We start from the raw sequence: 23,128 nt of genomic DNA, 5'->3' as shown, positions 1-23,128 counted from the left end.
CCTTGGCGGCAGAACCGGAGGCGGCCAACGCCGAGGCGTGGGACGCGTACGGAACGCACCATCTGCGCCGGGGCACGGCGCTGCCCGAGGCGGCCCGGATCGACTGGGGGTTCGCGGGCGGCGGACCCGGGAGCGAGGTTCTCGGGGAGCTGACGGGCCGGCGGGTGCTGGACCTCGGCTGCGGTCCGGCTCGGCACGCCGCCCATCTGGTGAGGGCCCACGGGGCGCTGGTGGACGCGGTCGACGCCTCGGCCGGTCAGTACGAACGGGCCCGAGCCCGCTACGGCTCACTGCCCGGACTGCGACTGGTCCTCACCGACGCGGTGGAGCACCTGCTCACTGCCGAGCCGTATGACGTCGTCTACTCCGTCAACGCCGTCCCGTACATCGATCCGCACCGGCTGTTGCCCGCCCTCGCGGGAGCGCTCAAGCCGGGTGGCAGGTTCTGTTTCACGGTGCTGCACACCAACAGCCGGGGTGACGGACCGTGGGACCGGGTCGCGGCCCGGCCGGAGATTCTGCGGCTCGCAGACGGCGGTGACGTCACCGTCCACATGTGGGTGCTCGACCCGGAGCTCTGGACGGAGCTGCTGGCCGAGCACGGGCTGCGGGTGGAGGGGATCGACGTCCTCGACGCCCCGGAGGACGGCAACAGGGCCTCCTACCGGCTCTTTCGGGTGAGCCGGCCCGTCCGGGTGTCCTCCCGGCCACGCGTCGACAAGCCGCCGCCGGCGCACGCCGCGCTCGGCGTGGGTGCCGTTCTGTACGGGCCGCGCGGGTTGCTGCTGGGCCGGCACCGGCGCGGGACGTGGGAGCTGCCCGGCGGGACGGTGGAGCCTGGGGAGTCGTTGCAGGAGACGGTCGTGCGCGAACTCGGCGAGGAGACGGGGCTCGTGGCGCGGCCCGAGGACGTCCGGCTGCTCGGGACGCTGCTGGACGACGTCGGAGGTGTCGTCCGGATGACCGTGCCCGCCCGGGTGACCGTCTGGCGGGGCGAGCCGTCGGACCAGCCCGGGGAGAGCGTGGGCCGCTGGCGGTGGTTCGCCCTGGACCGGCTGCCGGAGCAGCTGTTCGTGTGCAGCGCACAGGCCCTCACCCTGTGGCGGCCCGGTCTGCCGATCGACCACGCGCCGGCGCACATATGGCGTCCCGGGCTTCCGCTCGACCACTCACCGGCGCGTGCCACGCCGTTCGACACCGGAACGGGTGACAGCTGAAGCACCCAGTGGGGTGTGTTTTTTCAGCCGTTCCCGCGTAGTGCGCGCTCGGCCGCCCTGCCGGACGCCCCCGTCTGGTGCACTGCCTCTGTGGTTCCCGACAGTTGACGAGGCATCAGGGGGCACGATGGCAGGTCGTCGCGAGCGACGGAGAACAGGCAGAGCGGTACTGGCGTTTCTCACGGCGTTCGGCGCGCTGGTCGGTGCGGGACTGGCTGGGGCGGCTCCGGCCGGCGCCGTGCAGAAGGGCGGACGGGTCGCGCCGGGTGTGACGTACGAGGAGTTCGACATCCAGGCGGCGAGGGGGGTGGCACACGCACATGTGCTGAGGGTCGAGCTGGGCAACCCGCAGGTACGGGTCGATCTGCTGTATCCAGGGTCCGTGGCCGCACGCGCGCGGGTCTCGGCGATGGCGGACACCCAGGGCGCCGTCGCCGGTGTCAACGGCGACTTCTTCAACATCACCGAGACGCAGCATCCGGGCGTGGAGGCGACCGGCGCGAGTGTGGGTCCGGCGATCGCGGCCGGGCGGACCCTCAAGGCCGCCGTGCCGGAGGGACAGCGTTTCGGGCCGGAGCCGCCGCCCGGCACGACCCCCGAGGACGTCTTCGGCGTCGGCACCGACGGGCGGGCACGGCTGGACCGGCTGGCGCTGGCCGGTTCGGTCCGTACGGCCGAGGCGCGGCTGCCGCTCGGCGGGCTCAATCAGTACGCGCTGCCGGTGGGGTCGGTCGGTGCGTTCACCTCCCAGTGGGGCAGCGTGTCGCGGGTGCGCGCCACCTGCGGCACGGACACGGACCGCGCCGCCCCGTGCAGCACGGACACCTACGAGGTGACGGTCCGCGACGGCACGGTCGTCTCGGCCGCCGACACTCCGGGCAGCGGCCCGATCGCCGAGGGGACCACCGTGCTGGTCGGTCGGGAGGCGGGCGCCCAGCAGCTGCGCAAGTTCTCCATCGGTGAGCCGGTCGAGGTCGAGCACAGCCTCGTGGCGGCGAACGGCGTCGCGTACCGGCTCGCCCTGGGCGGCTACCCGGTGCTCTCGGGCGGGCAGCCGCTGCCGGGGCTCGACGACACCACCTCGGCCGTCCGTACGGCCGTGGGGATCGCCGACGACGGGCGCCGTGTCCTGCTGCTCGCGCTGGACGGCGCCGCCGCCTACCGCAGCGGCCTGACGATCGCCGAAGTCGCCGCCACCATGCGGAACCTGGGCGCTCAGGACGCCTTCAGCCTGGACGGCGGCGGATCGTCGACGCTGGTCGCGCGGCAACCGGGCGCGAGCGCGGTCTCCGTGCGCAACCATCCCAGCGGCGGCGTCGAACGCCTTGTCCCGAACGGCATCGGTGTGTTCTCGGGGTGAACTCAGGGAGGGCTGAGACCGCTGACGATCCCCGGGGCGGGCTCAGGGCCGGAGGCCGCTGACGATCTCCGCCGTCGCCGTGATGCCGCTGTGGATGGTGGGGGCGATGCTGGTGCTGGCGAGATAGAAGCCGAGCAGCAGGCAGACCAGCGCGTGGGAGACCTTCAGCCCGCCGTTGCGCAGGAAGATCACCGCAAGGATCGCGAGCAGCAGCACCACAGAGATGGAAATGGCCATCGTCAACTCCTCCGCCACGCCGCCATGTCCGGTTCACGGCGTTCGGCCGCAAGTGTGGCGTAGCGGAGGGTTCGTTCGGGCGGCTGACCTGTCCGCCGAACGTGTGGTGTCCTGCTGTCGCCCTAAGCCGCCCGCCGGGCGTCGAGGAACGCTTCCAGGCCGGCGAGGTCGTCGGTGTTGAGGTGGTCCACACCGGCGGCGAGCAGTTCGGCCCATACCGCGTCGCGGGCGGGTCCGGCCAGGTCCGCAGTGGCCCAGAACCGCACCCGCTGCCCGCGCCTGTGGGCGGCCTCGGTGATGCCCCGCAGCTTCTGGCGTTCGGCGTCGGGGAACGGACCCACGCCCTGCCAGGTGAAGTTCAGCGTCCAGTTGTCGCTGATCAGCGGGATGAAGGAGGCGGGCGCGGGGCTGCCGAGGTCGGCGAGGCGGCCGTCGTAGAAGGCGCGCCGGACGGTCTGGGCCTCCATGGGCGCACGGGCCGCGCGGTCGCCGGAGATCACGGCGGTGACCGGACCGCGGTGGACACGGCCGTGGGCGTACGTGGTGAACAGGTCCCGGTGGCACCGGAGCCGGCGGTCGAGTGCGCGGTAGGTCGAGGCGCCCTCGGTCTTGATGTCGATGAGCAGTTGCAGCGAGCCGCGGTACCCCCGGTACACCGAGCCGTGGTGGGCCCGGACGCGGGACGCGAGCGGGGCGAGGTAGAGGGACTCGAGGGTACGGGACGGGTCGAGGTCCTCGGGGTCGTGGGCGACGAGGAGCTGGTCGCCCACGAGGTGGATGTCGGCTTCCACGCTGCCGAAACGATGGCCGAGGGCGTCGAGCAGCGGGCGGGGGTGCTCGTAGTCGTTGTGGGCGTGGGCGCGCCACAACGGGTGGCGCCGGTGCCTGCGTTCGCCCGCGGGTGCGGGGGTGGCGGGCAGGGCGATCGAGCCCGCCAGGGCTGCGCCGAAGGTGGTGAGGGCCGTGCGACGGGTGGTGAGGGCCATGCTCCGCCTCCCTGGAGATGCCGTACGGGGACCCTGCGAGTATGGGGTCCGCACAGCTCAAGGAGCAGGCCCACGCGCGGAGTTGGCCGGACGGAAGCCACGGGTTCACTTCGCCGGACCGGCGCGCACGGACAGGCCCGCCCCTGGCGGGACGGGCCTGTCCGGGTTCTCCCCCGGGAGTTGCCTGAGTCGAGAGGGGGCGTCAGGGGGCCTGGAGGTCGACCAGTGCGGCGAGGGCTTCCCGATGGGCTCCCGGCGTGCCGTAGGCGATCGAGTCGGCCTTGGCGCGCTTGAGATACAGGTGCACGGGGTGCTCCCACGTCATGCCGATGCCGCCGTGCAGTTGCAGGGCCTCTTCGGCGGCGCGCACGGCCACGGGTGCCGCGTAGGCCTGGGCGACGGTGACGGCCACGTCGACGTCCTCGCCCCTCGTCAGGGCGTCGGCGGCATTGCGGGCGGCCGCACGGGAGTTGACGACCTCCAGCCACAGCTGGGCCAGCCGGTGCTTGATGGCCTGGAAGCCGCCGACGGGCCGGTTGAACTGCTTGCGCTCCTTCAGGTAGCGGACGGTCTCCGTCAGCGTCCACTCGGCCAGGCCGAACTGCTCGGAGGCGAGCAGTCCGGCGCCCGCGCGCAGGGCGCGGCGTACGGCGGGCTCGGCGTCGCCCAGCAGCCGCCCCGGCACCCCGTCGAGGGTGACGGTGGCGAGCGGCCGGGTCAGGTCCAGGGAGGTCTGGGATGTGACGGTCGCGGCGGTGGCGTCGACCGCGTACAGACCGCCGTCGTCGGCCGGCACGAGCAGCACGTTCGCGGCTGCCGCGTCCGCGATGCCGGTCAACTCGCCGCGCAGCAACCCGTCCTCGTGCCGGACCACCTTGTAGGCGGCGCCCGGCGCGACGTGGAGGGCGACGGCCAGGGTGCCGATCGTCGTGCCGGTCGCGAGGGCACGCAGCAGGTCGTCGGCGCCGCAGGCCAGCAGGGCCTCGGTGGCGACGACCGCGCTCGTCAGATACGGCACCGGTGCGACCGCGCGGCCCAGTTCCTCCAGCACCACGGCGGCTTCGCGGTGGGTGGCGCCCTGGCCGTCGAGCTCCTCGGGCACCAGCAGGCCGGCCAGGCCCATGCCGTCGGTGAGGGCCTTCCACAGGGGCAGGTGGTGGGGGCTGTCCGACTCGGTGCGGGCGATGACGCCGGGGGCGTCGCAGTGGTCGGTCAGCAGGTCGCGGACGGCGGCGCGCAGCGCCTCTTCCTCTTCCGAGTACAACAGGTCACTCATCGGGCGAGGTCCTTCCAGGCGACGTCCTTGTCGGTGCGCGGTTCGGCGGGCAGGCCGAGAACCCGCTCGGCGACGATGTTCAGCAGGACCTCGCTGGTCCCGCCCTCGATGCTGTTGCCCTTGGAGCGCAGATAGCGGTAGCCGGCGTCGCGGCCGGTGAAGTCGACGAGCTCCGGGCGGCGCATGGTCCAGTCGTCGTAGAGCAGGCCCTCCTCGCCGAGGAGTTCCACCTCCAGGCCGCTGATCTCCTGGTTGAGGCGGGCGAAGGCCAGCTTCATTCCGGCGCCCTCGGGGCCGGGCTGGCCCGCGACGAGCTGCTGGCGCAGCCGCTCGGCGCTGAGGCGGGAGACCTCGGACTCCACCCAGAGCTTCAGCAGCCGCTGGTGCAGGTCGTGGGTGCGCAGTTCGGGCCGCTCGCGCCAGGTCTTCGAGACCGGGCCGATCATGCCGCCCTCGCGGGGCAGCCGCATGCCGCCGATGGCCACGCGCTCGTTGTTCAGGGTGGTCTGCGCGACCTTCCAGCCGTCGCCGACCGCGCCGAGGCGCCGCGAGTCCGGGATGCGGACGTCGGTGAGGAACACCTCGTTGAACTCGGCCTCGCCGGTGATCTGCCGCAGCGGCCGCACCTCGACGCCCGGGTCGGTCATGTCGCACACGAAGTAGGTGATGCCCCGGTGCTTGGGCACCTCCGGGTCGGTGCGGGCGATGAGGATCGCCCAGCGGGCCACATGGGCACTGGACGTCCAGACCTTCTGCCCGTTGACCAGCCAGCCGTCGCCCTCATGCACGGCCCGGGTGCCCAGCGCGGCGAGGTCGGACCCGGCGCCCGGCTCGCTGAACAGCTGGCACCAGACCTCCTCGCCCGTCCACAGCGGCCGCAGGTAGCGCCGCTTCTGCTCCTCGGTGCCGTACTGGAGGATCGTCGGCGCGGCCATGCCGAGGCCGATGCCGATGCGGCGCGGGTCGTTGTCGGGCGCCCCGGCGGCCTCCAGCTCTGCGTCCACGACGGTCTGCAGGGAGCGGGGCGCGCCGAGTCCGCCGAGGCCTTCGGGGTAGTGCACCCAGGCGAGTCCGGCGTCGAAGCGGGCCCGCAGGAAGTCCAGTCGGTCCGTGGCGGCCGGCGGGTGGGCGGCCAGCAACTCCCGGGTGCGGTTGCGCAGTTCCTCGGCGTCGGTCATGCCGCCTCCTCCATGACGACCGCGATGCGGCCTGTGGTCACACCGTCCGCCACCTTCTGCACGGCGGCGGCCGCCCCGCCGAGCGGCACGCGTTCGCTCACCAGCGGCTTGATCGCGCCCCGGGCTGCCAGCTCGGTGAGCTGCTCGTGGCAGTGCTGGACCAGCTTGGGGTTCTTGGTGTTGTACAGACCCCAGTGCAGGCCGAGGATCGAGTAGTTCTTCACCAGGGCGTGGTTCAGGCCGGGGCTGGGGATCGTGCCGCTCGCGAAGCCGACGACGACGATCCGCCCCTCGAAGGCGACGACTTTGGCGGACTGCGCATAGGCCTCGCCGCCGACCGGGTCGTAGATCACGTCGGCGCCACGGCCGCCGGTGGCCTCCTTGACGGCGGCGACGACGTCCTCGGAGCGCCGGTCGATCACGACGTCGCAGCCCAGCTCGCGGGCGACGGCCGCCTTCCCGGAGCCGCCGACGACACCGATGACGGTGGCGCCGGCGGCCTTCCCGAGCTGCACGGCCGCGCTGCCGACCCCTCCAGCGGCAGCGTGGACGAGCAGGGTCTCGCCGGCTTCCAGACCGGCCCGGCGGTGCAGACCGAACCAGCCCGTCTGGTAGCCGATGTGCAGGGCCGCGGCCTCGGCGTCGTCGAGGGCGTCGGGCGCGGGCAGGAGCGCGGCGGCGTCCGCGACGGCGTACTCGGCGAAGCCGCCGTGGGGCAGCGCCGGGTTGGCGATCACACGGCGGCCGTCCTCTGTCTCGCCGCAGATCTCCACGCCCGGGGTGAACGGCAGCGGCGGCCTGACCTGGTACTGGCCGCGGCACAGCAGGGCGTCCGGGAAGTTGATGTTGGCCGCGCGCACCCTCAGCAGCACCTGGCCGTCACCGGGAGTGGGGGGCTCGACGTCCTGGAGCCGCATCACCTCGCCCGGCTCGCCGTTCTCGTGCACTTGCCATGCCTGCATGCGGGGCCTCCACGGGGGACTGCTTCGTCTGACCGGGGTCGGTTCGCATACTAAGCGGTCGCTTGCCGATCAGGGAACAGTCTCCGTGCAAAGTCCCGCGCAGAGGCATCCCCTGCGTCACGCTCCCTTCGGCCGGGCCCGCACATGCATCCGCTCGCCCTGAGGACCGAACAGGCTGAGGAACTCCACGGGCCCCTCCCCCGTCGACCCGAACCAGTGCGGCACCCGGGTGTCGAACTCGGCGGCCTCCCCCGCCGTGAGCACCACGTCGTGCTCGCCCAGCACCACGCGCAGCTTCCCGGACAGCACGTACAGCCACTCGTAGCCCTCGTGGGTCCGGGGATCCGGCTCCTGCTTGCGCTTCGGTTCGAGGACCTTGTAGGCCTGCAGGCCGCCAGGACGGCTGGTGAGGGGCCAGTGGGTGCGGCCGCCCATCACGATCGGCTTGGCCCGCACCCGCGGATCACCGGCCGGCGGGGCCCCGACCAGCTCGTCCAGCGCCACCCGGTGGGCGCGCGCGATGGGCAGCAGCAGTTCCAGACTGGGTTTACGCAGGCCGGACTCCAGCCGCGAGAGGGTACTGACCGAGATGCCGGTGGTCTCGGAGAGCGCCGCCAGGGTCACCTCCCTTTCCTTGCGCATCTGCCGCAGCCGGGGGCCCACGCCCGCGAGTACCTCGTCCGTCGTCATGGCCGTATTGCAGGTTCGGCAAAGGCGTTTGTCAATCCCGCAGGGCCGGGGCGACGCTCGGCAGCGGAGGTGGTCACATGACCGAGAAGTACGCAGTGGTGGTCATCGGCGGGGGCGCGGCGGGCCTGTCCGCCGCGCTCGTGCTGGGGCGGGCCCGGCACCGCACGCTGGTGGTCGACGCGGGCGAGCCGCGCAACGCACCCGCCGCGCACATGCAGGGCTATCTGACCCGGGACGGCATGCCGCCCGCCGAGTTCCTGGCGGCCGGCCGCGAGGAGATCGCGCGCTACGGCGTGGAGCTGGTGCGGGACCGGGTGGTGGAGGTGACTCGGGGCGAGGACCTCACCGGGGTGCAGGACGAGGACTTCACCGTGGCCCAGGGGGAGGGCTTCACCGTCGTGCTGGCCGGCGGCCGGACCGTGCGGGCCCGGCGGCTGGTCGTCGCGACCGGGCTGAGGGACGAGCTGCCCGCGGTCGCCGGGGTCGCCGAGCGGTTCGGCCGGGACGTGCTGCACTGCCCGTTCTGCCACGGCTGGGAGGTTCGCGACCAGCCGTTCGGGGTGCTGGCCACCGGTCCGGCGAGTGTGCACCAGGCGCTGATGGTGTCCCAGTGGTCGAAGGACGTGCGGTTCTTCCTGCACACGGTCGCCGAGGAGGAGCTGTCCGACGAGGATCTGCGCCGGCTCGCGGCGGCCGGGGTGGAGGTGGTGCCCGGAGAGGTCACGGGGCTGGTGGTCGAGGACGACCGGCTCACCGGCGTCCGGCTCGCGGACGGTACGGAGCACGCGCGCTCGGTGCTGTTCCTCGCGCCCCGGGCCGTTCCACAGACCGGCGTGCTGGAGCGGCTGGGCGCCGAGCTGCACGAGACGCCGTTCGGCGCGTATCCGGTGGTCGACGCGACCGGCCTGACGACCGTGCCGGGCGTGTGGGCCGCGGGCAACGCGATCGGCTTCGCCGAGCAGGTCGTGCACGCCGCCAGCGGCGGCTACCGGGCGGCGTCGGCCATCGTCGGGGATCTGCTGATGACCGACCTCGATGCGGCCGCCCAGGTGTAGAGACGACGGCACGCCGCCCGAGACCCGCCCGGTCACCCCGCGGCACGCCCCGGGGCCTCCGGCGAGCGGCTCCCGCACGGCCGCCCAGGTGTACCAGGTGTAGAGGCACCGCCTCCGGTGCACCATGGCTGCATGCTGCTGCACCGGCTGGCCAGAGTGTCCCAGGAGGTCGCCGCCACCTCCGCGCGGTCCCGCAAGACGGCCCTGCTCGCGGAACTCTTCCGGGACGCCGAGGCGGAGGACGTGCCGATCGTCATCCCGTACCTGGCGGGAAGGTTGCCGCAAGGCAGGATCGGCGTCGGCTGGAAGGTGCTGAGCCGCCCGGTCGCGCCGGCCTCCGAGCCGGGCCTGACCGTGCGGGAGGTGGACGCCCGGCTGGCGGTACTCGCCGAGGTGTCCGGTCCGGGCTCCCAGGCCGAACGGGTCCGGCTGGTCGGGGAGTTGATGGGCGCGGCGACCGAGGACGAGCAGCGGTTCCTGCTCGGGCTGCTGACCGGCGAGGTCCGGCAGGGCGCCCTGGACGCGGTGGCGGTGGAGGGGCTGGCCCAGGCGACCGGGGCGCCGCCCGCGGACGTGCGGCGGGCCGTGATGCTCGCGGGTTCCCTCCAGGCGGTGGCCGAGGCGCTGCTCGCGGACGGGCCCCCCGCCCTGGACCGCTTCCGTCTCACCGTCGGCCGCCCGGTACTGCCCATGCTGGCGCACAGCGCCTCCTCGGTGGCCGAGGCGATCGAGAAGCTGGGTGCCTGCGCGGTCGAGGAGAAGCTGGACGGCATCCGCGTCCAGGTGCACCGGGACGGCGACACCGTGCGGCTCTACACCCGCACGCTCGACGACATCACCGACCGCCTGCCCGAAGTGACGTCCGCCGTGCTGCAGTTGCGGGGCGAGCGGTTCATCCTCGACGGCGAGGTGATCTCCTTCGACGAGGCCGGGCGCCCCCGCTCGTTCCAGGAGACCGCCGGCCGCGTCGGCTCCCGCACGGATGTGACGACGGCCGCCCGTGCCGTGCCGGTCTCCCCCGTCTTCTTCGACGCGCTGTCCGTCGACGGGCACGACCTGCTGAACCTGTCCTTCGCCGAGCGGCACTCCGAGCTGGCCCGGCTGGTGCCCGAGCCGATGCGGGTGCGGCGCACGCTGGTGTCCGGGCCCGGCGACACGCCCGGCGCGGAGGAATTCCTCGCCGAGACGCTGAAGCGCGGCCACGAGGGCGTCGTGGCCAAGGCCCTCGACGCCTCCTACAGGGCGGGCCGGCGCGGCGCGTCGTGGCTGAAGGTCAAGCCCGTCCACACCCTCGACCTGGTCGTCCTGGCCGCAGAGTGGGGCCACGGCCGCCGCACCGGCAAGCTGTCCAACCTCCACCTGGGCGCCCGCACCGCCGACGGCGGCCTCGCCATGCTGGGCAAGACCTTCAAGGGCATGACCGACGCGATGCTCACCTGGCAGACCGAACGCCTCCAGCAGCTCGCCGTCGAGACCGACGCCTACGTGGTGAAGGTCCGCCCGGAACTCGTCGTCGAGATCGCCTACGACGGCCTGCAGCGCTCCACCCGCTATCCGGCCGGCGTCACGCTCCGCTTCGCGCGCGTGATCCGTTACCGGGAGGACAAGCGGCCCGAGGACGCCGACACGGTCGAGACGCTGCTCGCCGCGCACCCGGAGGTCAAGCCGTGAAGCGCAGCGCCGGCCTGCTGCTCTTCCACCCCGCCGACGACGGCATCGAGGTCCTGCTCGGCCACATGGGCGGCCCGTTCTTCGCCCGGCGCGACGCCGGGGCATGGACCGTGATCAAGGGCGAGTACGAGCCGGACGAGCCCGCCTGGGAGGCCGCCCGGCGCGAGTTCCAGGAGGAACTGGGGCTGCCCCCGCCCGACGGGGAGGCCATCGATCTCGGTGAGGTCCGGCAGACGGGCGGCAAGATCGTCACGGCCTGGGCGCTCCGGGCGGACCTCGACCCGGAGACGATCACGCCCGGCACGTTCCGGATGGAGTGGCCGCCGAGGTCCGGACGGCTCCAGGAGTTCCCCGAACTGGACCGGGTGGCCTGGTTCGGCCTCGACCGGGCCCGCACGGTGATCGTGAAGGCACAGGCGGCGTTTCTCGACCGGCTGGCGGAGCACTCGCACTGAGGAGACACTCCCGCGTTGCGGTCCCCTCCGCAGCGCGGGAAGGTCGAGACACAGCCCGCTCCGAGGGAGGTCGGTCATGCCCATCGCAACGGTGAACCCGGCGAACGGCGAGACGCTCAAGACGTACGAGGCCATGGGTGAGCAGGAGATCGAGCGCCGGCTCCAGCTCGCGGAGGCCACGTTCCGCACATACCGGACGACGACCTTCGACGAGCGCGCCCGGCTGCTGCACCGGGCCGCCGACCTCCTCGAAGAGGACCAGCAGGACATCGCCCGCGTGATGACCACCGAGATGGGCAAGCCGATCCAGCAGGCCCGCGCCGAGGCGGCGAAGTGCGCCAAGGCGATGCGCTGGTACGCCGACCACGCCGAGGAACTGCTCGCTGACGAGGAACCAGCGGACTCCGACGTGAAGGACTCCGGCGCCTCGCGCGTCCGGGTGCGCTACCGGCCGCTCGGCCCGGTGCTGGCGGTGATGCCGTGGAACTTCCCGCTGTGGCAGGTGGTCCGCTTCGCCGCGCCCGCGCTGATGGCGGGCAACGTGGGACTGCTCAAGCACGCCTCGAACGTCCCGCAGACCGCCCTCTACCTGGAAGACCTCTTCCACCGTGCGGGCTTCACGGAGGGCACCTTCCAGACCCTGCTGATCGGCTCCGGCGCGGTCGACGAGATCCTGCGCGACGAGCGGGTCAAGGCCGCCACCCTCACCGGCAGCGAGCCCGCGGGCCGTGCGGTCGCCTCCACCGCCGGCGAGATGATCAAGAAGACGGTGCTGGAGCTGGGCGGCAGCGATCCGTTCGTCGTCATGCCCTCCGCCGACATCGACCGGGCCGCCGAGGTCGCGGTGACCGCGCGGGTGCAGAACACCGGGCAGTCCTGCATCGCCGCGAAGCGGTTCATCGTGCACACGGACGTCTACGACGCGTTCGCCGAGCGGTTCGCCGAGGGCATGAGGGCGCTGAAGGTCGGCGACCCCATGGCCGACGACACCCAGGTCGGGCCGCTCTCCAGCGAGCAGGGACTGCGCGATCTGGAGGAACTGGTCGACGACGCGGTGCGCAGCGGGGCCCAGGTGCTGTGCGGTGGCGAACGGACGGACGGGCCGGGCTGGTACTTCGCGCCGACGATCCTGGCCGGTATCACCCGCGAGATGCGGATCCACCGGGAGGAGGCGTTCGGGCCGGTCGCGACGCTGTACCGGGCGGCCGACCTGGACGAGGCCGTGCTGATCGCGAACGACTCCCCGTTCGGGCTGAGTTCCAACGTCTGGACCCGCGACGAGGGGGAGGTCGACCGGTTCGTCCGGGATCTCGAGGCCGGCGGGGTGTTCTTCAACGGCATGACCGCGTCCCACCCGGCGTTCCCGTTCGGCGGTGTGAAGCGGTCCGGGTACGGGCGTGAGCTGTCCGGGCACGGAATCCGCGAGTTCTGCAACATCACCACTGTTTGGCATGGTGCGTGAGTGTTGCGGGGCTACGATCCCGTCTGTGAACCGCGAAGTGACTCTGCCTCTGATCGTCGACGACCGCGGGACCCTGCAGGTGGCTGCGGCGGATGTCAGCAAGCTCCTGCGGACGGTGGGGGGGCGGTGGGTGCGGCTCGTGGAGGGCGGGGAGTCGGGGCTGGACGAGGACACGGTCGCCGAGTTGGCCATCGAGCTGGCGAAGCTGGCCGACCGGATCGACGTCGCCTGTATCGCGCACAGCAGTGGGACCGCGACCTGAGTGGTGGGGGTGCCCGGGGGTGCTCGTGCGGTTCCCCGCGCTCGCACGGCACCTGACACGGCCGGGTCACGGCACCTGACACGCCCGGGTGCGGAACTCGGCGTCCCCGGTACGGAGTAGCTCCGCGCGAAGTCGGCGCCCCGGCGGGTGATCGTGAGTGGACCACCCTTGTGGTGAACCACCTTCTGACCGGGGGGCGAAGAGCCTTCCGGGCGGCGAAAGCAGGCGCGGCTCATGGCGACTTTGTGCAGACCCTCGGTGTCCGTTCCAGAGCACGTGATCACGATGGAGGAAACCCTGGAGCTGGCGCGCGAGCGCCACGCCGGGCACCCCCAACTGCCGCTGGCCCTGAGGCTGATAGAGAACACCGGGGTGCGCACCCGGCACATCGTGCAGCCCGTCGAGGAGACGCTCAAGCACCCCGGGTTCGCGGACCGCAACAAGCTCTACGAGGCCGAGGCGAAGGCCCGGGTTCCCGCGGTCGTCCAGCGGGCGCTCGACGACGCCGAGCTGCTCACCACGGAAGTGGACCTGATCGTCTACGTGTCGTGCACGGGTTTCATGATGCCCTCGCTCACGGCCTGGCTGATCAACGAGATGGGCTTCGAGCCGACGACCCGGCAGCTTCCGATAGCCCAGCTCGGCTGTGCGGGCGGCGGGGCGGCCATCAACCGGGCCCACGACTTCTGCACGGCATACCCGCAGGCCAACGCGCTGATCGTGGCCTGCGAGTTCTGCTCGCTGTGCTACCAGCCCACCGACATGGGTGTCGGCTCGCTGCTGTCGAACGGCCTGTTCGGTGACGGCATCGCCGCCGCCGCGGTCCGCGGCCGGGGCGGCGAGGGCATCCGGCTGGAGCGCAACGGCTCGTATCTGATCCCCAAGACCGAGGACTGGATCACGTACGACGTGAAGGCGACCGGTTTCCACTTCCTGCTGGACAAGCGGGTGCCGGCGACGATGGAACCGCTCGCGCCCGTGCTGAAGGACCTGGCCGACGACCACGGCTGGGACGCCTCCGACCTGGACTTCTACATCGTTCACGCGGGCGGCCCCCGCATCCTCGACGACCTCAGCACCTTCCTGCACGTCGACCCGCACGCCTTCCGGTTCAGCCGGGCCACGCTCACCGAGTACGGCAACATCGCCAGCGCCGTCGTCCTCGACGCGCTGCGCCGGCTGTTCGACGAGGGCGGCACCGAGCACCGGGCGCGCGGGCTGCTCGCCGGGTTCGGCCCCGGCATCACCGCCGAGATGGCCCTGGGCCGCTGGCACAGCGCGGACGAGACGAGGTGACATGAGCGGAGAGACGATCACCGAGGATGCGTCCCCGGCCCTGGACCGGCCCGCGCCCGGCCCGGCCGGCGCCACCGTCGCCCCAGTCGGCGCCACCGTCGACCGGGGCGGCGACGGCGACGCCTTCCGCCTCCTGGACCTGTCGGACCAGACGCGGTCGCGCCGCGCCGTCGCCGCCGCGTTCACGGCGCAGGGGGTGGAGCGGGTGCGCGAGCGGTGCCGGCGCATGCTGGCGGAACTGGTCGACGAGTTGCTGCAGGACGGCCCGCCCGCCGATCTGACCCGGGCCGTGCTCGGCCCCTTCCCCAGCGCGGCGATCTGCGAGCTGATGGGGGTCCCGCCCGCCGACCGGCAGGGCATGCACGCCTGGACCCGGCTGGTCCTGTCCTCCTCGCACGGCGCCGAGGCCGGCGAGAAGGCCAGGAGGGAGATGGGCGCCTACTTCTCCGATCTCATCGCCCTGCGCGAAGGCGGCACCGGCGAGGACGTCGCCTCCCTGCTCGGGGCCGCCGTGCGCCGTGGGGAGGTGACCCTGGAGGAGGCGGTCGGTCTCGCGGTCCTGCTCCGGATCGGCGGTGAGGCGGTCACCGACCAGAGTGTCCGGTTGTTCCACGTCCTGCTGACCCGGCCCGACCTCGCCGAACGACTGCGCGCCGAACCGGAGATCCGTCCCCGGACCGTCGACGAACTGCTGCGCCGACTGCCCCACCGCGACGCGGACGCCTTCCCCGAGCCGGGAACGAGCGACCTCGGCCGCGACCCCGACCGGCGTGTCTCCTTCGGCTGCGGCCCGCACTGCTGGCCCGGCGGTCTACCGGGCCGGATGGTGTCGGAGCTCCTGGTCGACGCGCTCCTCGACGGCGTGCCGGGCCTTCGGCTCTTCGTTCCGGCCGACGAGCTGCCCCTCAGGACGGGCTCGCGGCTCCACGGGCTCGAGTCCCTGCCCGTGACCTGGTGATCCGGCGATGACGGCGACGGAAGGGCTGCTCGTCCCGCCCGGCCACGGCCGGATCATGGAGACCCCCGCCCAGCGCGTCACCTTCAAGGTGACCGGCACGCACTCCCGCATGGCCTCCACCTTCGAGGTGGTCGTGCCCCCGGGCTTCGACGTCGGCGCCCATGTGCACACCCGCAGCGAGGAGTTGTTCTACGTGCTCGAGGGCGAGCTGGACGTCCTCGCCTTCGAGCCGCGGATCCGCACGCCCGACAACTGGCGGACGTGGCAGTCCGCTTCGGGCAACCGGGTGGTGCGGGCGACGCCCGGGACGGTGATCGCCGTGCCCCCGGGATGCCCGCACGCGTTCGCCAACCCGACCGACGCACCGGCGAAGATGTTCTTCCAGGCGAGCCCGCCGCCCGACCACGAGCGGTACTTCGAGGAACTGCTGGAGATCCTCGGGGACGGGGGCCCGCCGGACCAGGCGGCGATCGAGGCGCTGCGGGCGCGCTACGACATCGAGCAGCTGACGCCGCTCCGGCACCGCTAGCGGATGGGCACGCCGGCGAGGGTACGGGCGATGACCAGGCGCTGGATCTCGCTCGTGCCCTCGAAGATGGTGTAGATGGCCGCGTCCCGGTGCATCCGCTCCACGGGGTACTCCCGGGTGTAGCCGTTGCCGCCGAGGATCTGGATCGCCTGGGCCGTGACCTTCTTGGCCGTCTCGCTCGCGAAGAGCTTGGACATCGAACCCTCGGCCGCCGTGAACGGCTTGCCGTTGATCGCCATCCAGGAGGCGCGCCACACCAGCAGCCGGGCCGCGTCGATGGACGTCCGCATGTCGGCGAGCTGGAAGGCGACGCCCTGGTTGTCGATGATCGGCCGGCCGAACTGCTCGCGCGTCTTCGCGTAGTCGAGGGCGACCTCGTAGGCGGCGCGGGCCGTGCCGACGGCCATGGCGCCGACCGCCGGGCGCGAAGCCTCGAACGTGGCCATGGCCGCGTTCTTCACGCGCTCGCCGCCCGCCTTGGCCCGCTCCCGCGCCCGGGCCAGCCGCTCGTCCAGCTTCTCCTTGCCGCCGAGCAGGCAGGAGCCGGGAACGCGCACGTTGTCCAGGATGACCTCGGCGGTGTGCGAGGCGCGGATGCCGTGCTTCTTGAACTTCTGGCCCTGGGCGAGACCCGGCGTCCCCGGCGGGACGATGAAGGAGGCGTGCCCCTTGGAGCCGAGCTCCGCGTCGACGACCGCGACGACGACGTGGACGTTGGCGATGCCGCCGTTGGTCGCCCAGGTCTTGGTGCCGTTGAGCACCCACTCGTCCTTGGCCTCGTCGTACACGGCCCGGGTGCGCATGGAGGCCACGTCGGAGCCGGCGTCGGGTTCGGAGGAGCAGAAGGCGGCGACCTTGACGTCGTTGGCGTCGCCGTACATCTGCGGGATCCAGGTGCCGATCTGTTCCTCGGTGCCGTTGGCGAGGACGCCGACGGCGGCGAGGCCGGTGCCGACGATGGACAGTGCGATGCCCGCGTCGCCCCAGAACAGCTCCTCCATCGCCATGGGGATGCCGAGGCCGGTGGAGTCGAAGTACTGCTGGGCGTAGAAGTCCAGGGAGTAGATGCCGACCTTGGCGGCCTCCTGGATGACCGGCCAGGGAGTCTCCTCACGCTCGTCCCATTCGGCGGCCGCGGGGCGGATCACATCGGCCGCGAAGCCGTGCAGCCAGTCCCGGACCTCCTTCTGTTCGTCGTTGAGATCCATGGTGAACTCGGCCATGTCGTCCCCTCCAGCGGCACACATGCATGTTACTTGCGGTAACACCAGTCTGTTACCGGCGGGTAGTCGAAGTCAACTCCTACCGACCGGTCGGCACCCGTTCGGTGTCGGGGGCACGCTTCAGTGTTAGTTTTCGCAGGCGTCATGGAAACAGCACGGGTGGGGAGAGACCATGGACACCACGCAGCGGACCGATCAGCAACGGTCCGCCGACCGCCGCCGGCGTGAGCTGCTGGAGGCCGCCGACCGGGTGGTGCTGCGCGACGGCCCGCAGGCCTCGATGAACGCGATCGCGGCGGAAGCCGGCATCACCAAGCCGATCCTCTACCGGCACTTCGGTGACAAGGGCGGACTTTACGCGGCCCTTGCCATGCGGCACACCGACGCGCTGCTGGACTCGCTGCGGGCGGCGCTGGACGCGCCGGCGGACCGACGCGAGCGGGTCGAGGCGACGTTGGACACGTACCTCACTGCGATCGAGCTGCGGCCCCAGGTGTACCGGTTCCTGATGCACCCCGCGGAGGGGGGCCAGCCGGGGGACGCGGGGTTCGATGTCGGCAAGCACAGCGCGCCGTTGCTGCGGCGGATGGGCGAGGAGCTGGCGCAGGTCATCGAGGAGCGGCTGGATCTCGGGCCGGGCGGGCAGCAGCTGGCGCGGGTGTGGGGGCACGGGATCGTCGGCATGATGCATGCGGCCGGGGACTGGTGGCTGGGGGAACGGCCTTGTTCCCGTGCGGAGTTGGTGCGGAGTCTGGCCGACCTGTTGTGGGGGCGTCTTGCTGCTGCGGGGGATCGGGTGGGGGGTCCGGGGTTCTGACCGCCGCGTTCGTGTGCGGGGCCGTGGGGGCTGGTCGCGCCCACGCGGCGGAGCCGCATATTGAACACAGCCCCGCGCCCCTGAAAAGAGGGCGAATCACCTTCACCGGCGCCAAGAAGCCCGGCTGACCTGGCGCATCAGCTTGCGATGGCGCCAGCCCGTGAGATGGTCCGCGTAGATCCGGCCCTCCAGGTGGTCGCACTCGTGCTGCAGGCAGCGGGCGAAGAAACCCGTGCCATGGACGGTGACGGGGTCGCCGGTCATCGTGAAGCCCTCGACGACCGCGTGGTCGTGGCGTTCCGTGCCCGCTTCCAGGCCCGGGAGGGACAGGCAGCCCTCCGGGCCCCGGATCACCACGCCGTCCTTTTCGGTCAGGCGGGGATTGACCACATGGCCCACATGGCGGACGTCCTCGTCGTCCGGGCAGTCGTAGACGAAGACCCGCACGGCCTCGCCGACCTGGTTGGCGGCGAGGCCGACGCCCTGGGCGGCGTACATCGTCGCGAACAAGTCCTCGACGAGACGGGCCAGTTCGGAGCCGAAGTCGGTGACCTCCGCGCAGGGGGTGTGCAGCAGCGGATCGCCGTGCAGGGTGAGGGGTCTCACGCGGCCGTGGGCGCCGGGGATGGAGCTGTGTCGCATGGCGGCAAGAGTAAGGTCCTGTCGGTCCGCGTCTCCCACACGAGTTCGCCACAGTGCCGCGGTTCGGGAGTGCGAATGGATCTCGATAGGCTGAGGTCCACACCACGTGGCCGTCAGGCTTCAAGGCGCGGCGCGTACGCAAGGAGGATCGAGAACTGATGGCAGGCAACTCGGACCCGCTCTCGCCGCGGGCCAAGCTGGCCGTGACCGCGGGCAAGGCGGTCGCGGCGGCATCGCGCGCCGCAGGGCGGGGCAGCGGTTCGGTGATCGGCGGCCGGGTCGCGCTGAAACTCGACCCCGACCTCCTCGCCCGGCTCGCCCAGAACCTGGACGTGATCCTGGTCTCCGCGACGAACGGCAAGACCACCACCACGCGGCTCATCGCCGAGGCCCTGCGCGCGGCGGGACCGGTCGTCTCCAACGCGCTCGGCGCCAACATGCCGGCCGGCATCACCTCGGCCCTCGCCGGCAGCTCGGACGCCCGCTACGGCGTCATCGAGGTCGACGAGAAGTACCTCGCCGGCGTCGCCCGGGACACCGCCCCGAAGTGCATCGCCCTGCTCAACCTCTCGCGCGACCAGCTCGACCGTGCCGCCGAGACCCGCATGCTCGCCGAGAACTGGCGGGAGGGCCTCGCGGGCTCCAAGTCGGTGGTCGTGGCCAACTGCGACGACCCGCTGGTGGTGTGGGCGGCGTCGTCCTCCCCCAATGTGATCTGGGTCGCCGCCGGGCAGATGTGGAAGGACGACGCCTGGTCCTGCCCGTCGTGCGGTGGCGTGATGCAGCGCCCCGGCGACGACTGGTTCTGCGGCGAGTGCGGCTTCCGCCGTCCCACCCCGAGCTGGGCGCTCTCCGGTGACCACGTGCTCGACCCGCACGGCTCGGCGTGGCCGATCCACCTCCAGCTGCCGGGCCGCGCCAACAAGGCCAACGCCGCCTCCTCTGCCGCCGTCGCCGCCGTGTTCGGCGTGCCGCCGCAGGTCGCGCTGGAGCGCATGTACCAGGTGCAGGCGGTCGCCGGCCGGTACGACGTCGTCCAGTTCCAGGGCCGTGACCTGCGACTGCTGCTCGCGAAGAACCCGGCCGGCTGGCTGGAGACGTTCTCCCTGATCGACCCGCCGCCCACCCCGGTCATCCTGTCGGTGAACGCGCGCTCCGCCGACGGCACCGACACCTCCTGGCTGTGGGACGTCGACTACTCGCGCCTGACCGGCCACCCGATCTGCGTCGTCGGCGACCGGCGACTGGACCTGGCGGTGCGCCTGGAGGTCGCCGACCAGCACTTCCAGGTCTACGAGAACCTCGACCAGGCCGTGGCGGCGTGCCCGCCGGGCCGTATCGAGGTCATCGCCAACTACACGGCGTTCCAGGACCTGCGCCGCCGGGTCGGCAACTGAGCACGAGACGTCAGGGGACTTTTGTGAGCGACAACCAACTGCGGGTCGTCTGGATCTATCCCGACCTGCTCAGCACCTACGGCGACCAGGGCAACGTCCTCGTCGTCGAACGCCGGGCGCAGCAGCGCGGCCTGGACGTGGCCCGGCTGGACGTGCGCAGCGACCAGCCCATCCCGACCTCCGGAGACATCTACCTGATCGGCGGCGGTGAGGACCGGCCGCAGCGGCTCGCCGCCGAGCGGCTGCGCCGGGACGGCGGACTGACCCGGGCCGTGGAGAACGGCGCCATCGTGTTCTCGGTGTGCGCCGGCTACCAGATCCTCGGCCACGAGTTCATCAACGACCTCGGCCAGCGCGAGCCCGGCCTCGGGCTGCTGGACGTGGTGTCGGTGCGCGGCGAGGGCGCGCGGTGCGTCGGCGACGTGCTGGGCGACATCGACCAGCGCCTCGGCCTGCCCCCGCTGACGGGTTTCGAGAACCACCAGGGCGTCACCCACCTGGGCCCCACCGCACGCCCGCTCGCCCAGGTGCGCTTCGGCAACGGCAACGGCACGGGCGACGGCACGGAAGGTGCGTACAACGACACCGTCTTCGGCACGTACATGCACGGGCCGGTGCTCGCGCGCAACCCGCTGATCGCGGACCTGCTGCTGAAGCTGGCCCTCGACGTCAACGCGCTGCCGCCGACGGACGACCGCTGGTACGAGGCCCTGCGCAACGAGCGCATCGCGGCTGCGCAGCAGCCTGCGTAGACACAGCTGCGCAGCAGCCTGCGTAGACACAGGTGCGCAGCAGCCCGCCCGGGAACAGCGCCGCAGCGTGCCCGGGGTACGCGTCAACCTGCTGGTCAACAGCCCGTATGACGGCCCATCCGCACAGGTGAGCGGGGTCGTCCAGCAGGCGGACGCGTGCTTCGGTCCGGCCCCTCGGTGCCGCTAGGGTGGCGGGGATTCCAGCCGGACAACGTGGTCCGGTCCCCGGCCCACGTTGAGAAGGTATTTCGGGCTATGCGCATTGGTGTCCTCACGTCCGGCGGCGACTGCCCCGGCCTGAACGCCGTCATCCGGTCCGTCGTGCACCGCGCCGTCGTCGACCACGGCGACGAGGTCATCGGCTTCCGGGACGGCTGGAAAGGCCTCCTGGAGTGCGACTACCTCAAGCTCGACCTCGACGCGGTGGGTGGCATCCTCGCCCGCGGCGGCACGATTCTCGGGTCCTCCCGGGTCCAGCCCTCCCATCTGCGGGACGGTGTGGAGCGGGCCAAGGAACATGTCGAGGAGCTCGGCCTCGACGCGATCATCCCCATCGGCGGCGAGGGCACGCTCAAGGCCGCGCGGCTGATGTCGGACAGCGGTCTGCCCGTCGTGGGCGTGCCGAAGACCATCGACAACGACATCGCGGTCACGGACGTCACCTTCGGCTTCGACACGGCCGTGGGCGTGGCGACCGAGGCCCTGGACCGGCTGAAGACCACCGCCGAGTCCCACCAGCGGGTCCTGGTGGTCGAGGTCATGGGCCGGCACACCGGCTGGATCGCGCTGCACTCCGGCATGGCGGCCGGTGCGCACGCCATCGTCGTGCCCGAGCGGCCCTTCGACATAGAGGAACTGACCAGGCGCGTCGGCGAGCGGTTCGAGGCGGGCAAGCGCTTCGCGATCGTCGTGGCGGCGGAGGGGGCGAAGCCCCGGGCCGGGAGCATGGAGTTCGACGAGGGCGGCAAGGACATCTACGGGCACGAGCGGTTCGCCGGGATCGCCCGGCAGCTTTCCGTGGAGCTGGAGGGGCGCCTGGGGAAGGAAGCCCGCCCGGTGATCCTCGGACACGTGCAGCGGGGCGGTACGCCGACCGCCTACGACCGGGTGCTGGCCACGCGGTTCGGGTGGCACGCGGTGGAGGCGGTGCACCGGGCTGAGTTCGGGCAGATGACCGCGCTGCGGGGGACCGACATCGTGATGGTGCCGCTGGCGGAGGCCGTGGAGACGCTGAAGACGGTGCCGGAGGATCGGTACGACGAGGCGGAGTGCGTCCTCTGAAGGTGCCGTGGCCGGCCGGGTGCGGGTGGTTCGTGGTTTGTCGCGCCCGCGCGGCGGAGCCGCATTTGGACACGGCCCCGCGCCCCTGAGGGACGACGGACCGCCCCCGGTCGTAGCCGCGACCGGGGGCGGTTCTACTCTTATGGGCGGACAGATTGCTGCACACCCCCACGAAACAGGAGCCGGCGGAATGGATCACAGCGGGCACGGCATGACCATGGATCTGCCGCCGTTCACGCTGGGGCGAGGTCTGGAGTGGTCGGCGGACCCGTTCTTCCTGGTCGCGTGCCTGGCCGGGCTGGCTCTGTACGGGTGGGGTGTCGCACGGCTCGTCCGGCGCGGGGACAAGTGGCCGGTGGGGCGTACGGTCGCCTACGTCCTGGGCGTGCTCAGCATCGTGCTGATGATGTGCACCGGGCTGAACGACTACGGCATGGTCATGTTCAGCGTGCACATGGTGCAGCACATGGTCATCAGCATGGTCTCGCCCATCCTCATCCTGCTCGGGGCGCCGATCACGCTGGCGCTGCGGGCGCTGCCCACGGCGGGGCGGGGCCGCAAGGGGCCGCGTGAGCTGCTGCTGATGTTCCTGCACAGCCGGTACATGCGGATCATCACGCACCCGGCGTTCACGATCCCGCTGTTCATCGCGAGCCTGTACGGGCTGTACTTCACCCCGATCTTCGACACCCTGATGGGTTCCAAGGCGGGCCACATCGCGATGATGGTGCACTTCCTCGCCGTGGGCCTGGTGTTCTTCTGGCCGATCATGGGCGTGGACCCGGGCCCGCACCGTCCGGGCTACCTGATGCGGATGCTGGAGTTGTTCGCAGGCATGCCGTTCCACGCGTTCTTCGGGATCGCGCTGATGATGGCGTCCGAGCCGATGGTCGAGACGTTCAAGAACCCGCCCGCCTCGCTCGGCATCGAGGCGCTGTCCGACCAGAACGCGGCGGGCGGCATCGCCTGGGCTTTCAGCGAGATCCCCTCCGTGCTGGTGCTGGTGGCCCTGCTGTTCCAGTGGTACGCCTCGGACCAGCGGCAGGCCAGGCGCAGCGACCGGGCCGCCGACCGCGACGGGGACAAGGAGCTGGAGGCGTACAACGCCTATCTGGCCTCGCTGAACACGCCGGGGCGCTGAAGACCTCTTCGGTACGGGCCGTGCGCGCCGGGCGTCCGCCGGGCACCATGGAGGGACCGAACCCGAGGAGGGTGTTGCGATGCCCGGTTCCACGAACGGTTCCAACTCGACGAAGACCATGGGAGCGCTCACGCTGGGCGGGCTGGTCCTGGTGACGGCCTACACGGTGGCGCTCGGGAGCAACGGCTGGCTGTGGTTCGGCTGGGTCGTCCTGGGCCTGATCACGCTGGGACTGGTGGTCACCACGCGCAGCACCTGACGGATCACCGCCCGGTCAGCCG

23 protein-coding genes and 1 pseudogene are annotated in these 23,128 nt (G+C 71.9%); 16 read left to right on the top strand and 8 right to left on the bottom strand.

Annotated elements, in window-relative coordinates:
• Positions 1-2: 2 nt before the first annotated feature.
• On the top strand, positions 3-1,217 hold the full coding sequence (locus tag AB0B29_RS24515) for a bifunctional class I SAM-dependent methyltransferase/NUDIX hydrolase (RefSeq protein ID WP_362243485.1): 1,215 nt from the start codon (positions 3-5) through the stop codon (positions 1,215-1,217).
• A 127-nt stretch (positions 1,218-1,344) separates the two neighbouring features.
• Positions 1,345-2,577 carry a phosphodiester glycosidase family protein gene (locus AB0B29_RS24510; RefSeq protein WP_362243482.1) on the top strand — a complete coding sequence of 411 codons (1,233 nt, stop codon included), beginning with the start codon at positions 1,345-1,347 and terminating at the stop codon, positions 2,575-2,577.
• 42 nt (positions 2,578-2,619) lie between these two features.
• Here the strand turns inward: AB0B29_RS24510 and AB0B29_RS24505 are convergent, their stop codons facing one another.
• From AB0B29_RS24505 to AB0B29_RS24480, 6 genes are all read right to left on the bottom strand, one after another.
• Positions 2,620-2,814 carry a hypothetical protein gene (locus AB0B29_RS24505; RefSeq protein ID WP_104782004.1) on the bottom strand — a complete coding sequence of 65 codons (195 nt, stop codon included), beginning with the start codon at positions 2,812-2,814 and terminating at the stop codon, positions 2,620-2,622.
• A gap of 122 nt (positions 2,815-2,936) precedes the next feature.
• Positions 2,937-3,800, bottom strand: coding sequence for a phosphatidylinositol-specific phospholipase C/glycerophosphodiester phosphodiesterase family protein (locus AB0B29_RS24500; RefSeq protein WP_362243480.1), 864 nt, complete (start codon positions 3,798-3,800; stop codon positions 2,937-2,939).
• A gap of 202 nt (positions 3,801-4,002) precedes the next feature.
• On the bottom strand, positions 4,003-5,076 hold the full coding sequence (locus AB0B29_RS24495; protein ID WP_362243477.1) for an acyl-CoA dehydrogenase family protein: 1,074 nt from the start codon (positions 5,074-5,076) through the stop codon (positions 4,003-4,005).
• Positions 5,073-6,254 (bottom strand): acyl-CoA dehydrogenase family protein, encoded by a 1,182-nt coding sequence (locus tag AB0B29_RS24490; protein ID WP_362243474.1) that lies wholly within the window; start codon positions 6,252-6,254, stop codon positions 5,073-5,075. The genes AB0B29_RS24495 and AB0B29_RS24490 overlap by 4 nt, the downstream gene beginning before the upstream one ends.
• A complete protein-coding gene (locus tag AB0B29_RS24485) occupies positions 6,251-7,216 on the bottom strand; it encodes an NADPH:quinone oxidoreductase family protein (protein ID WP_362243471.1) in 966 nt (321 codons plus the stop codon). The genes AB0B29_RS24490 and AB0B29_RS24485 overlap by 4 nt, the downstream gene beginning before the upstream one ends.
• A 117-nt stretch (positions 7,217-7,333) precedes the next feature.
• Positions 7,334-7,906: a helix-turn-helix domain-containing protein gene (locus tag AB0B29_RS24480; protein ID WP_362243468.1), complete on the bottom strand. Its 573-nt coding sequence runs from the start codon at positions 7,904-7,906 to the stop codon at positions 7,334-7,336.
• 77 nt (positions 7,907-7,983) lie between these two features.
• Here AB0B29_RS24480 and AB0B29_RS24475 point away from each other — a divergent pair, with 77 nt between their 5' ends.
• The 8 genes and pseudogenes from AB0B29_RS24475 (at position 7,984) to AB0B29_RS24440 (ending at position 15,594) form a co-directional block, all read left to right on the top strand.
• Positions 7,984-8,961: an NAD(P)/FAD-dependent oxidoreductase gene (locus AB0B29_RS24475; RefSeq protein ID WP_362243465.1), complete on the top strand. Its 978-nt coding sequence runs from the start codon at positions 7,984-7,986 to the stop codon at positions 8,959-8,961.
• Between the two features lie 132 nt (positions 8,962-9,093).
• On the top strand, positions 9,094-10,632 hold the full coding sequence (locus AB0B29_RS24470) for an ATP-dependent DNA ligase (RefSeq protein ID WP_362243463.1): 1,539 nt from the start codon (positions 9,094-9,096) through the stop codon (positions 10,630-10,632).
• Positions 10,629-11,087: an NUDIX domain-containing protein gene (locus AB0B29_RS24465; protein ID WP_362243460.1), complete on the top strand. Its 459-nt coding sequence runs from the start codon at positions 10,629-10,631 to the stop codon at positions 11,085-11,087. Before AB0B29_RS24470 ends, AB0B29_RS24465 begins: the two co-directional genes overlap by 4 nt.
• Before the next feature lie 76 nt (positions 11,088-11,163).
• Complete coding sequence (locus tag AB0B29_RS24460) at positions 11,164-12,549, top strand: NADP-dependent succinic semialdehyde dehydrogenase (RefSeq protein WP_362243457.1); 1,386 nt, start codon at positions 11,164-11,166, stop codon at positions 12,547-12,549.
• 25 nt (positions 12,550-12,574) lie between these two features.
• On the top strand, positions 12,575-12,811 hold the full coding sequence (locus AB0B29_RS24455; protein ID WP_033307522.1) for a DUF6213 family protein: 237 nt from the start codon (positions 12,575-12,577) through the stop codon (positions 12,809-12,811).
• 228 nt (positions 12,812-13,039) lie between these two features.
• Positions 13,040-14,107 (top strand): annotated as a pseudogene (locus AB0B29_RS24450) (type III polyketide synthase); the annotation flags it as partial.
• 1 nt (position 14,108) lies between these two features.
• Positions 14,109-15,065, top strand: coding sequence for a cytochrome P450 (locus AB0B29_RS24445; protein WP_362243455.1), 957 nt, complete (start codon positions 14,109-14,111; stop codon positions 15,063-15,065).
• Positions 15,066-15,072: 7 nt separating this feature from the next.
• Complete coding sequence (locus tag AB0B29_RS24440) at positions 15,073-15,594, top strand: cupin domain-containing protein (protein ID WP_362243452.1); 522 nt, start codon at positions 15,073-15,075, stop codon at positions 15,592-15,594.
• On the opposite strand, the gene AB0B29_RS24435 is transcribed toward AB0B29_RS24440, so the two are convergent.
• Positions 15,591-16,817, bottom strand: a complete 1,227-nt coding sequence (locus AB0B29_RS24435) for an acyl-CoA dehydrogenase family protein (RefSeq protein WP_362243449.1) — start codon at positions 16,815-16,817, stop codon at positions 15,591-15,593. The genes AB0B29_RS24440 and AB0B29_RS24435 overlap by 4 nt on opposite strands.
• 172 nt (positions 16,818-16,989) lie before the next feature.
• Between AB0B29_RS24435 and AB0B29_RS24430 the strand changes: the two genes are divergently transcribed.
• A complete protein-coding gene (locus AB0B29_RS24430) occupies positions 16,990-17,634 on the top strand; it encodes a TetR family transcriptional regulator (RefSeq protein WP_053674268.1) in 645 nt (214 codons plus the stop codon).
• A gap of 102 nt (positions 17,635-17,736) precedes the next feature.
• Here the strand turns inward: AB0B29_RS24430 and def are convergent, their stop codons facing one another.
• Positions 17,737-18,276, bottom strand: coding sequence for a peptide deformylase (gene def, locus AB0B29_RS24425; RefSeq protein ID WP_362243446.1), 540 nt, complete (start codon positions 18,274-18,276; stop codon positions 17,737-17,739).
• Positions 18,277-18,434: 158 nt separating this feature from the next.
• On the opposite strand from def, the gene AB0B29_RS24420 reads away from it, so the two are divergent.
• From AB0B29_RS24420 to AB0B29_RS24400, 5 genes are all read left to right on the top strand, one after another.
• Positions 18,435-19,673, top strand: a complete 1,239-nt coding sequence (locus tag AB0B29_RS24420; RefSeq protein WP_053674266.1) for a MurT ligase domain-containing protein — start codon at positions 18,435-18,437, stop codon at positions 19,671-19,673.
• A 23-nt stretch (positions 19,674-19,696) separates the two neighbouring features.
• Positions 19,697-20,425 carry a type 1 glutamine amidotransferase gene (locus tag AB0B29_RS24415; protein WP_102910632.1) on the top strand — a complete coding sequence of 243 codons (729 nt, stop codon included), beginning with the start codon at positions 19,697-19,699 and terminating at the stop codon, positions 20,423-20,425.
• 255 nt (positions 20,426-20,680) lie between these two features.
• On the top strand, positions 20,681-21,706 hold the full coding sequence (locus tag AB0B29_RS24410; protein WP_362243442.1) for a 6-phosphofructokinase: 1,026 nt from the start codon (positions 20,681-20,683) through the stop codon (positions 21,704-21,706).
• A gap of 190 nt (positions 21,707-21,896) precedes the next feature.
• Positions 21,897-22,847, top strand: coding sequence for a cytochrome c oxidase assembly protein (locus AB0B29_RS24405; protein WP_362243440.1), 951 nt, complete (start codon positions 21,897-21,899; stop codon positions 22,845-22,847).
• 79 nt (positions 22,848-22,926) lie between these two features.
• Positions 22,927-23,106 (top strand): hypothetical protein, encoded by a 180-nt coding sequence (locus AB0B29_RS24400; RefSeq protein WP_362243437.1) that lies wholly within the window; start codon positions 22,927-22,929, stop codon positions 23,104-23,106.
• Positions 23,107-23,128 lie beyond the last annotated feature (22 nt).

The sequence above is a fragment of the Streptomyces tibetensis genome (genome assembly GCF_040647715.1).
Lineage (GTDB): Bacteria > Actinomycetota > Actinomycetes > Streptomycetales > Streptomycetaceae > Streptomyces > Streptomyces tibetensis_A.
Note: the sequence above shows the minus strand (reverse complement) of the source record. Positions and strands in the feature narration are given on the sequence as shown.

What these genes read in the sequence shown, in the direction of transcription:
- AB0B29_RS24430 (WP_053674268.1), top strand. Translation starts at nt 16,990, where the DNA reads ATGGACACCACGCAGCGGACCGATCAGCAACGGTCCGCCGACCGCCGC.
- AB0B29_RS24505 (WP_104782004.1), bottom strand. Translation starts at nt 2,814, where the DNA reads ATGGCCATTTCCATCTCTGTGGTGCTGCTGCTCGCGATCCTTGCGGTG.
- AB0B29_RS24440 (WP_362243452.1), top strand. Translation starts at nt 15,073, where the DNA reads ATGACGGCGACGGAAGGGCTGCTCGTCCCGCCCGGCCACGGCCGGATC.
- AB0B29_RS24420 (WP_053674266.1), top strand. Translation starts at nt 18,435, where the DNA reads ATGGCAGGCAACTCGGACCCGCTCTCGCCGCGGGCCAAGCTGGCCGTG.
- AB0B29_RS24485 (WP_362243471.1), bottom strand. Translation starts at nt 7,216, where the DNA reads ATGCAGGCATGGCAAGTGCACGAGAACGGCGAGCCGGGCGAGGTGATG.
- def (WP_362243446.1), bottom strand. Translation starts at nt 18,276, where the DNA reads ATGCGACACAGCTCCATCCCCGGCGCCCACGGCCGCGTGAGACCCCTC.
- AB0B29_RS24445 (WP_362243455.1), top strand. Translation starts at nt 14,109, where the DNA reads ATGAGCGGAGAGACGATCACCGAGGATGCGTCCCCGGCCCTGGACCGG.
- AB0B29_RS24400 (WP_362243437.1), top strand. Translation starts at nt 22,927, where the DNA reads ATGCCCGGTTCCACGAACGGTTCCAACTCGACGAAGACCATGGGAGCG.
- AB0B29_RS24500 (WP_362243480.1), bottom strand. Translation starts at nt 3,800, where the DNA reads ATGGCCCTCACCACCCGTCGCACGGCCCTCACCACCTTCGGCGCAGCC.
- AB0B29_RS24510 (WP_362243482.1), top strand. Translation starts at nt 1,345, where the DNA reads ATGGCAGGTCGTCGCGAGCGACGGAGAACAGGCAGAGCGGTACTGGCG.
- AB0B29_RS24480 (WP_362243468.1), bottom strand. Translation starts at nt 7,906, where the DNA reads ATGACGACGGACGAGGTACTCGCGGGCGTGGGCCCCCGGCTGCGGCAG.
- AB0B29_RS24435 (WP_362243449.1), bottom strand. Translation starts at nt 16,817, where the DNA reads ATGGCCGAGTTCACCATGGATCTCAACGACGAACAGAAGGAGGTCCGG.
- AB0B29_RS24490 (WP_362243474.1), bottom strand. Translation starts at nt 6,254, where the DNA reads ATGACCGACGCCGAGGAACTGCGCAACCGCACCCGGGAGTTGCTGGCC.
- AB0B29_RS24495 (WP_362243477.1), bottom strand. Translation starts at nt 5,076, where the DNA reads ATGAGTGACCTGTTGTACTCGGAAGAGGAAGAGGCGCTGCGCGCCGCC.
- AB0B29_RS24470 (WP_362243463.1), top strand. Translation starts at nt 9,094, where the DNA reads ATGCTGCTGCACCGGCTGGCCAGAGTGTCCCAGGAGGTCGCCGCCACC.
- AB0B29_RS24410 (WP_362243442.1), top strand. Translation starts at nt 20,681, where the DNA reads ATGCGCATTGGTGTCCTCACGTCCGGCGGCGACTGCCCCGGCCTGAAC.
- AB0B29_RS24405 (WP_362243440.1), top strand. Translation starts at nt 21,897, where the DNA reads ATGGATCACAGCGGGCACGGCATGACCATGGATCTGCCGCCGTTCACG.
- AB0B29_RS24460 (WP_362243457.1), top strand. Translation starts at nt 11,164, where the DNA reads ATGCCCATCGCAACGGTGAACCCGGCGAACGGCGAGACGCTCAAGACG.
- AB0B29_RS24475 (WP_362243465.1), top strand. Translation starts at nt 7,984, where the DNA reads ATGACCGAGAAGTACGCAGTGGTGGTCATCGGCGGGGGCGCGGCGGGC.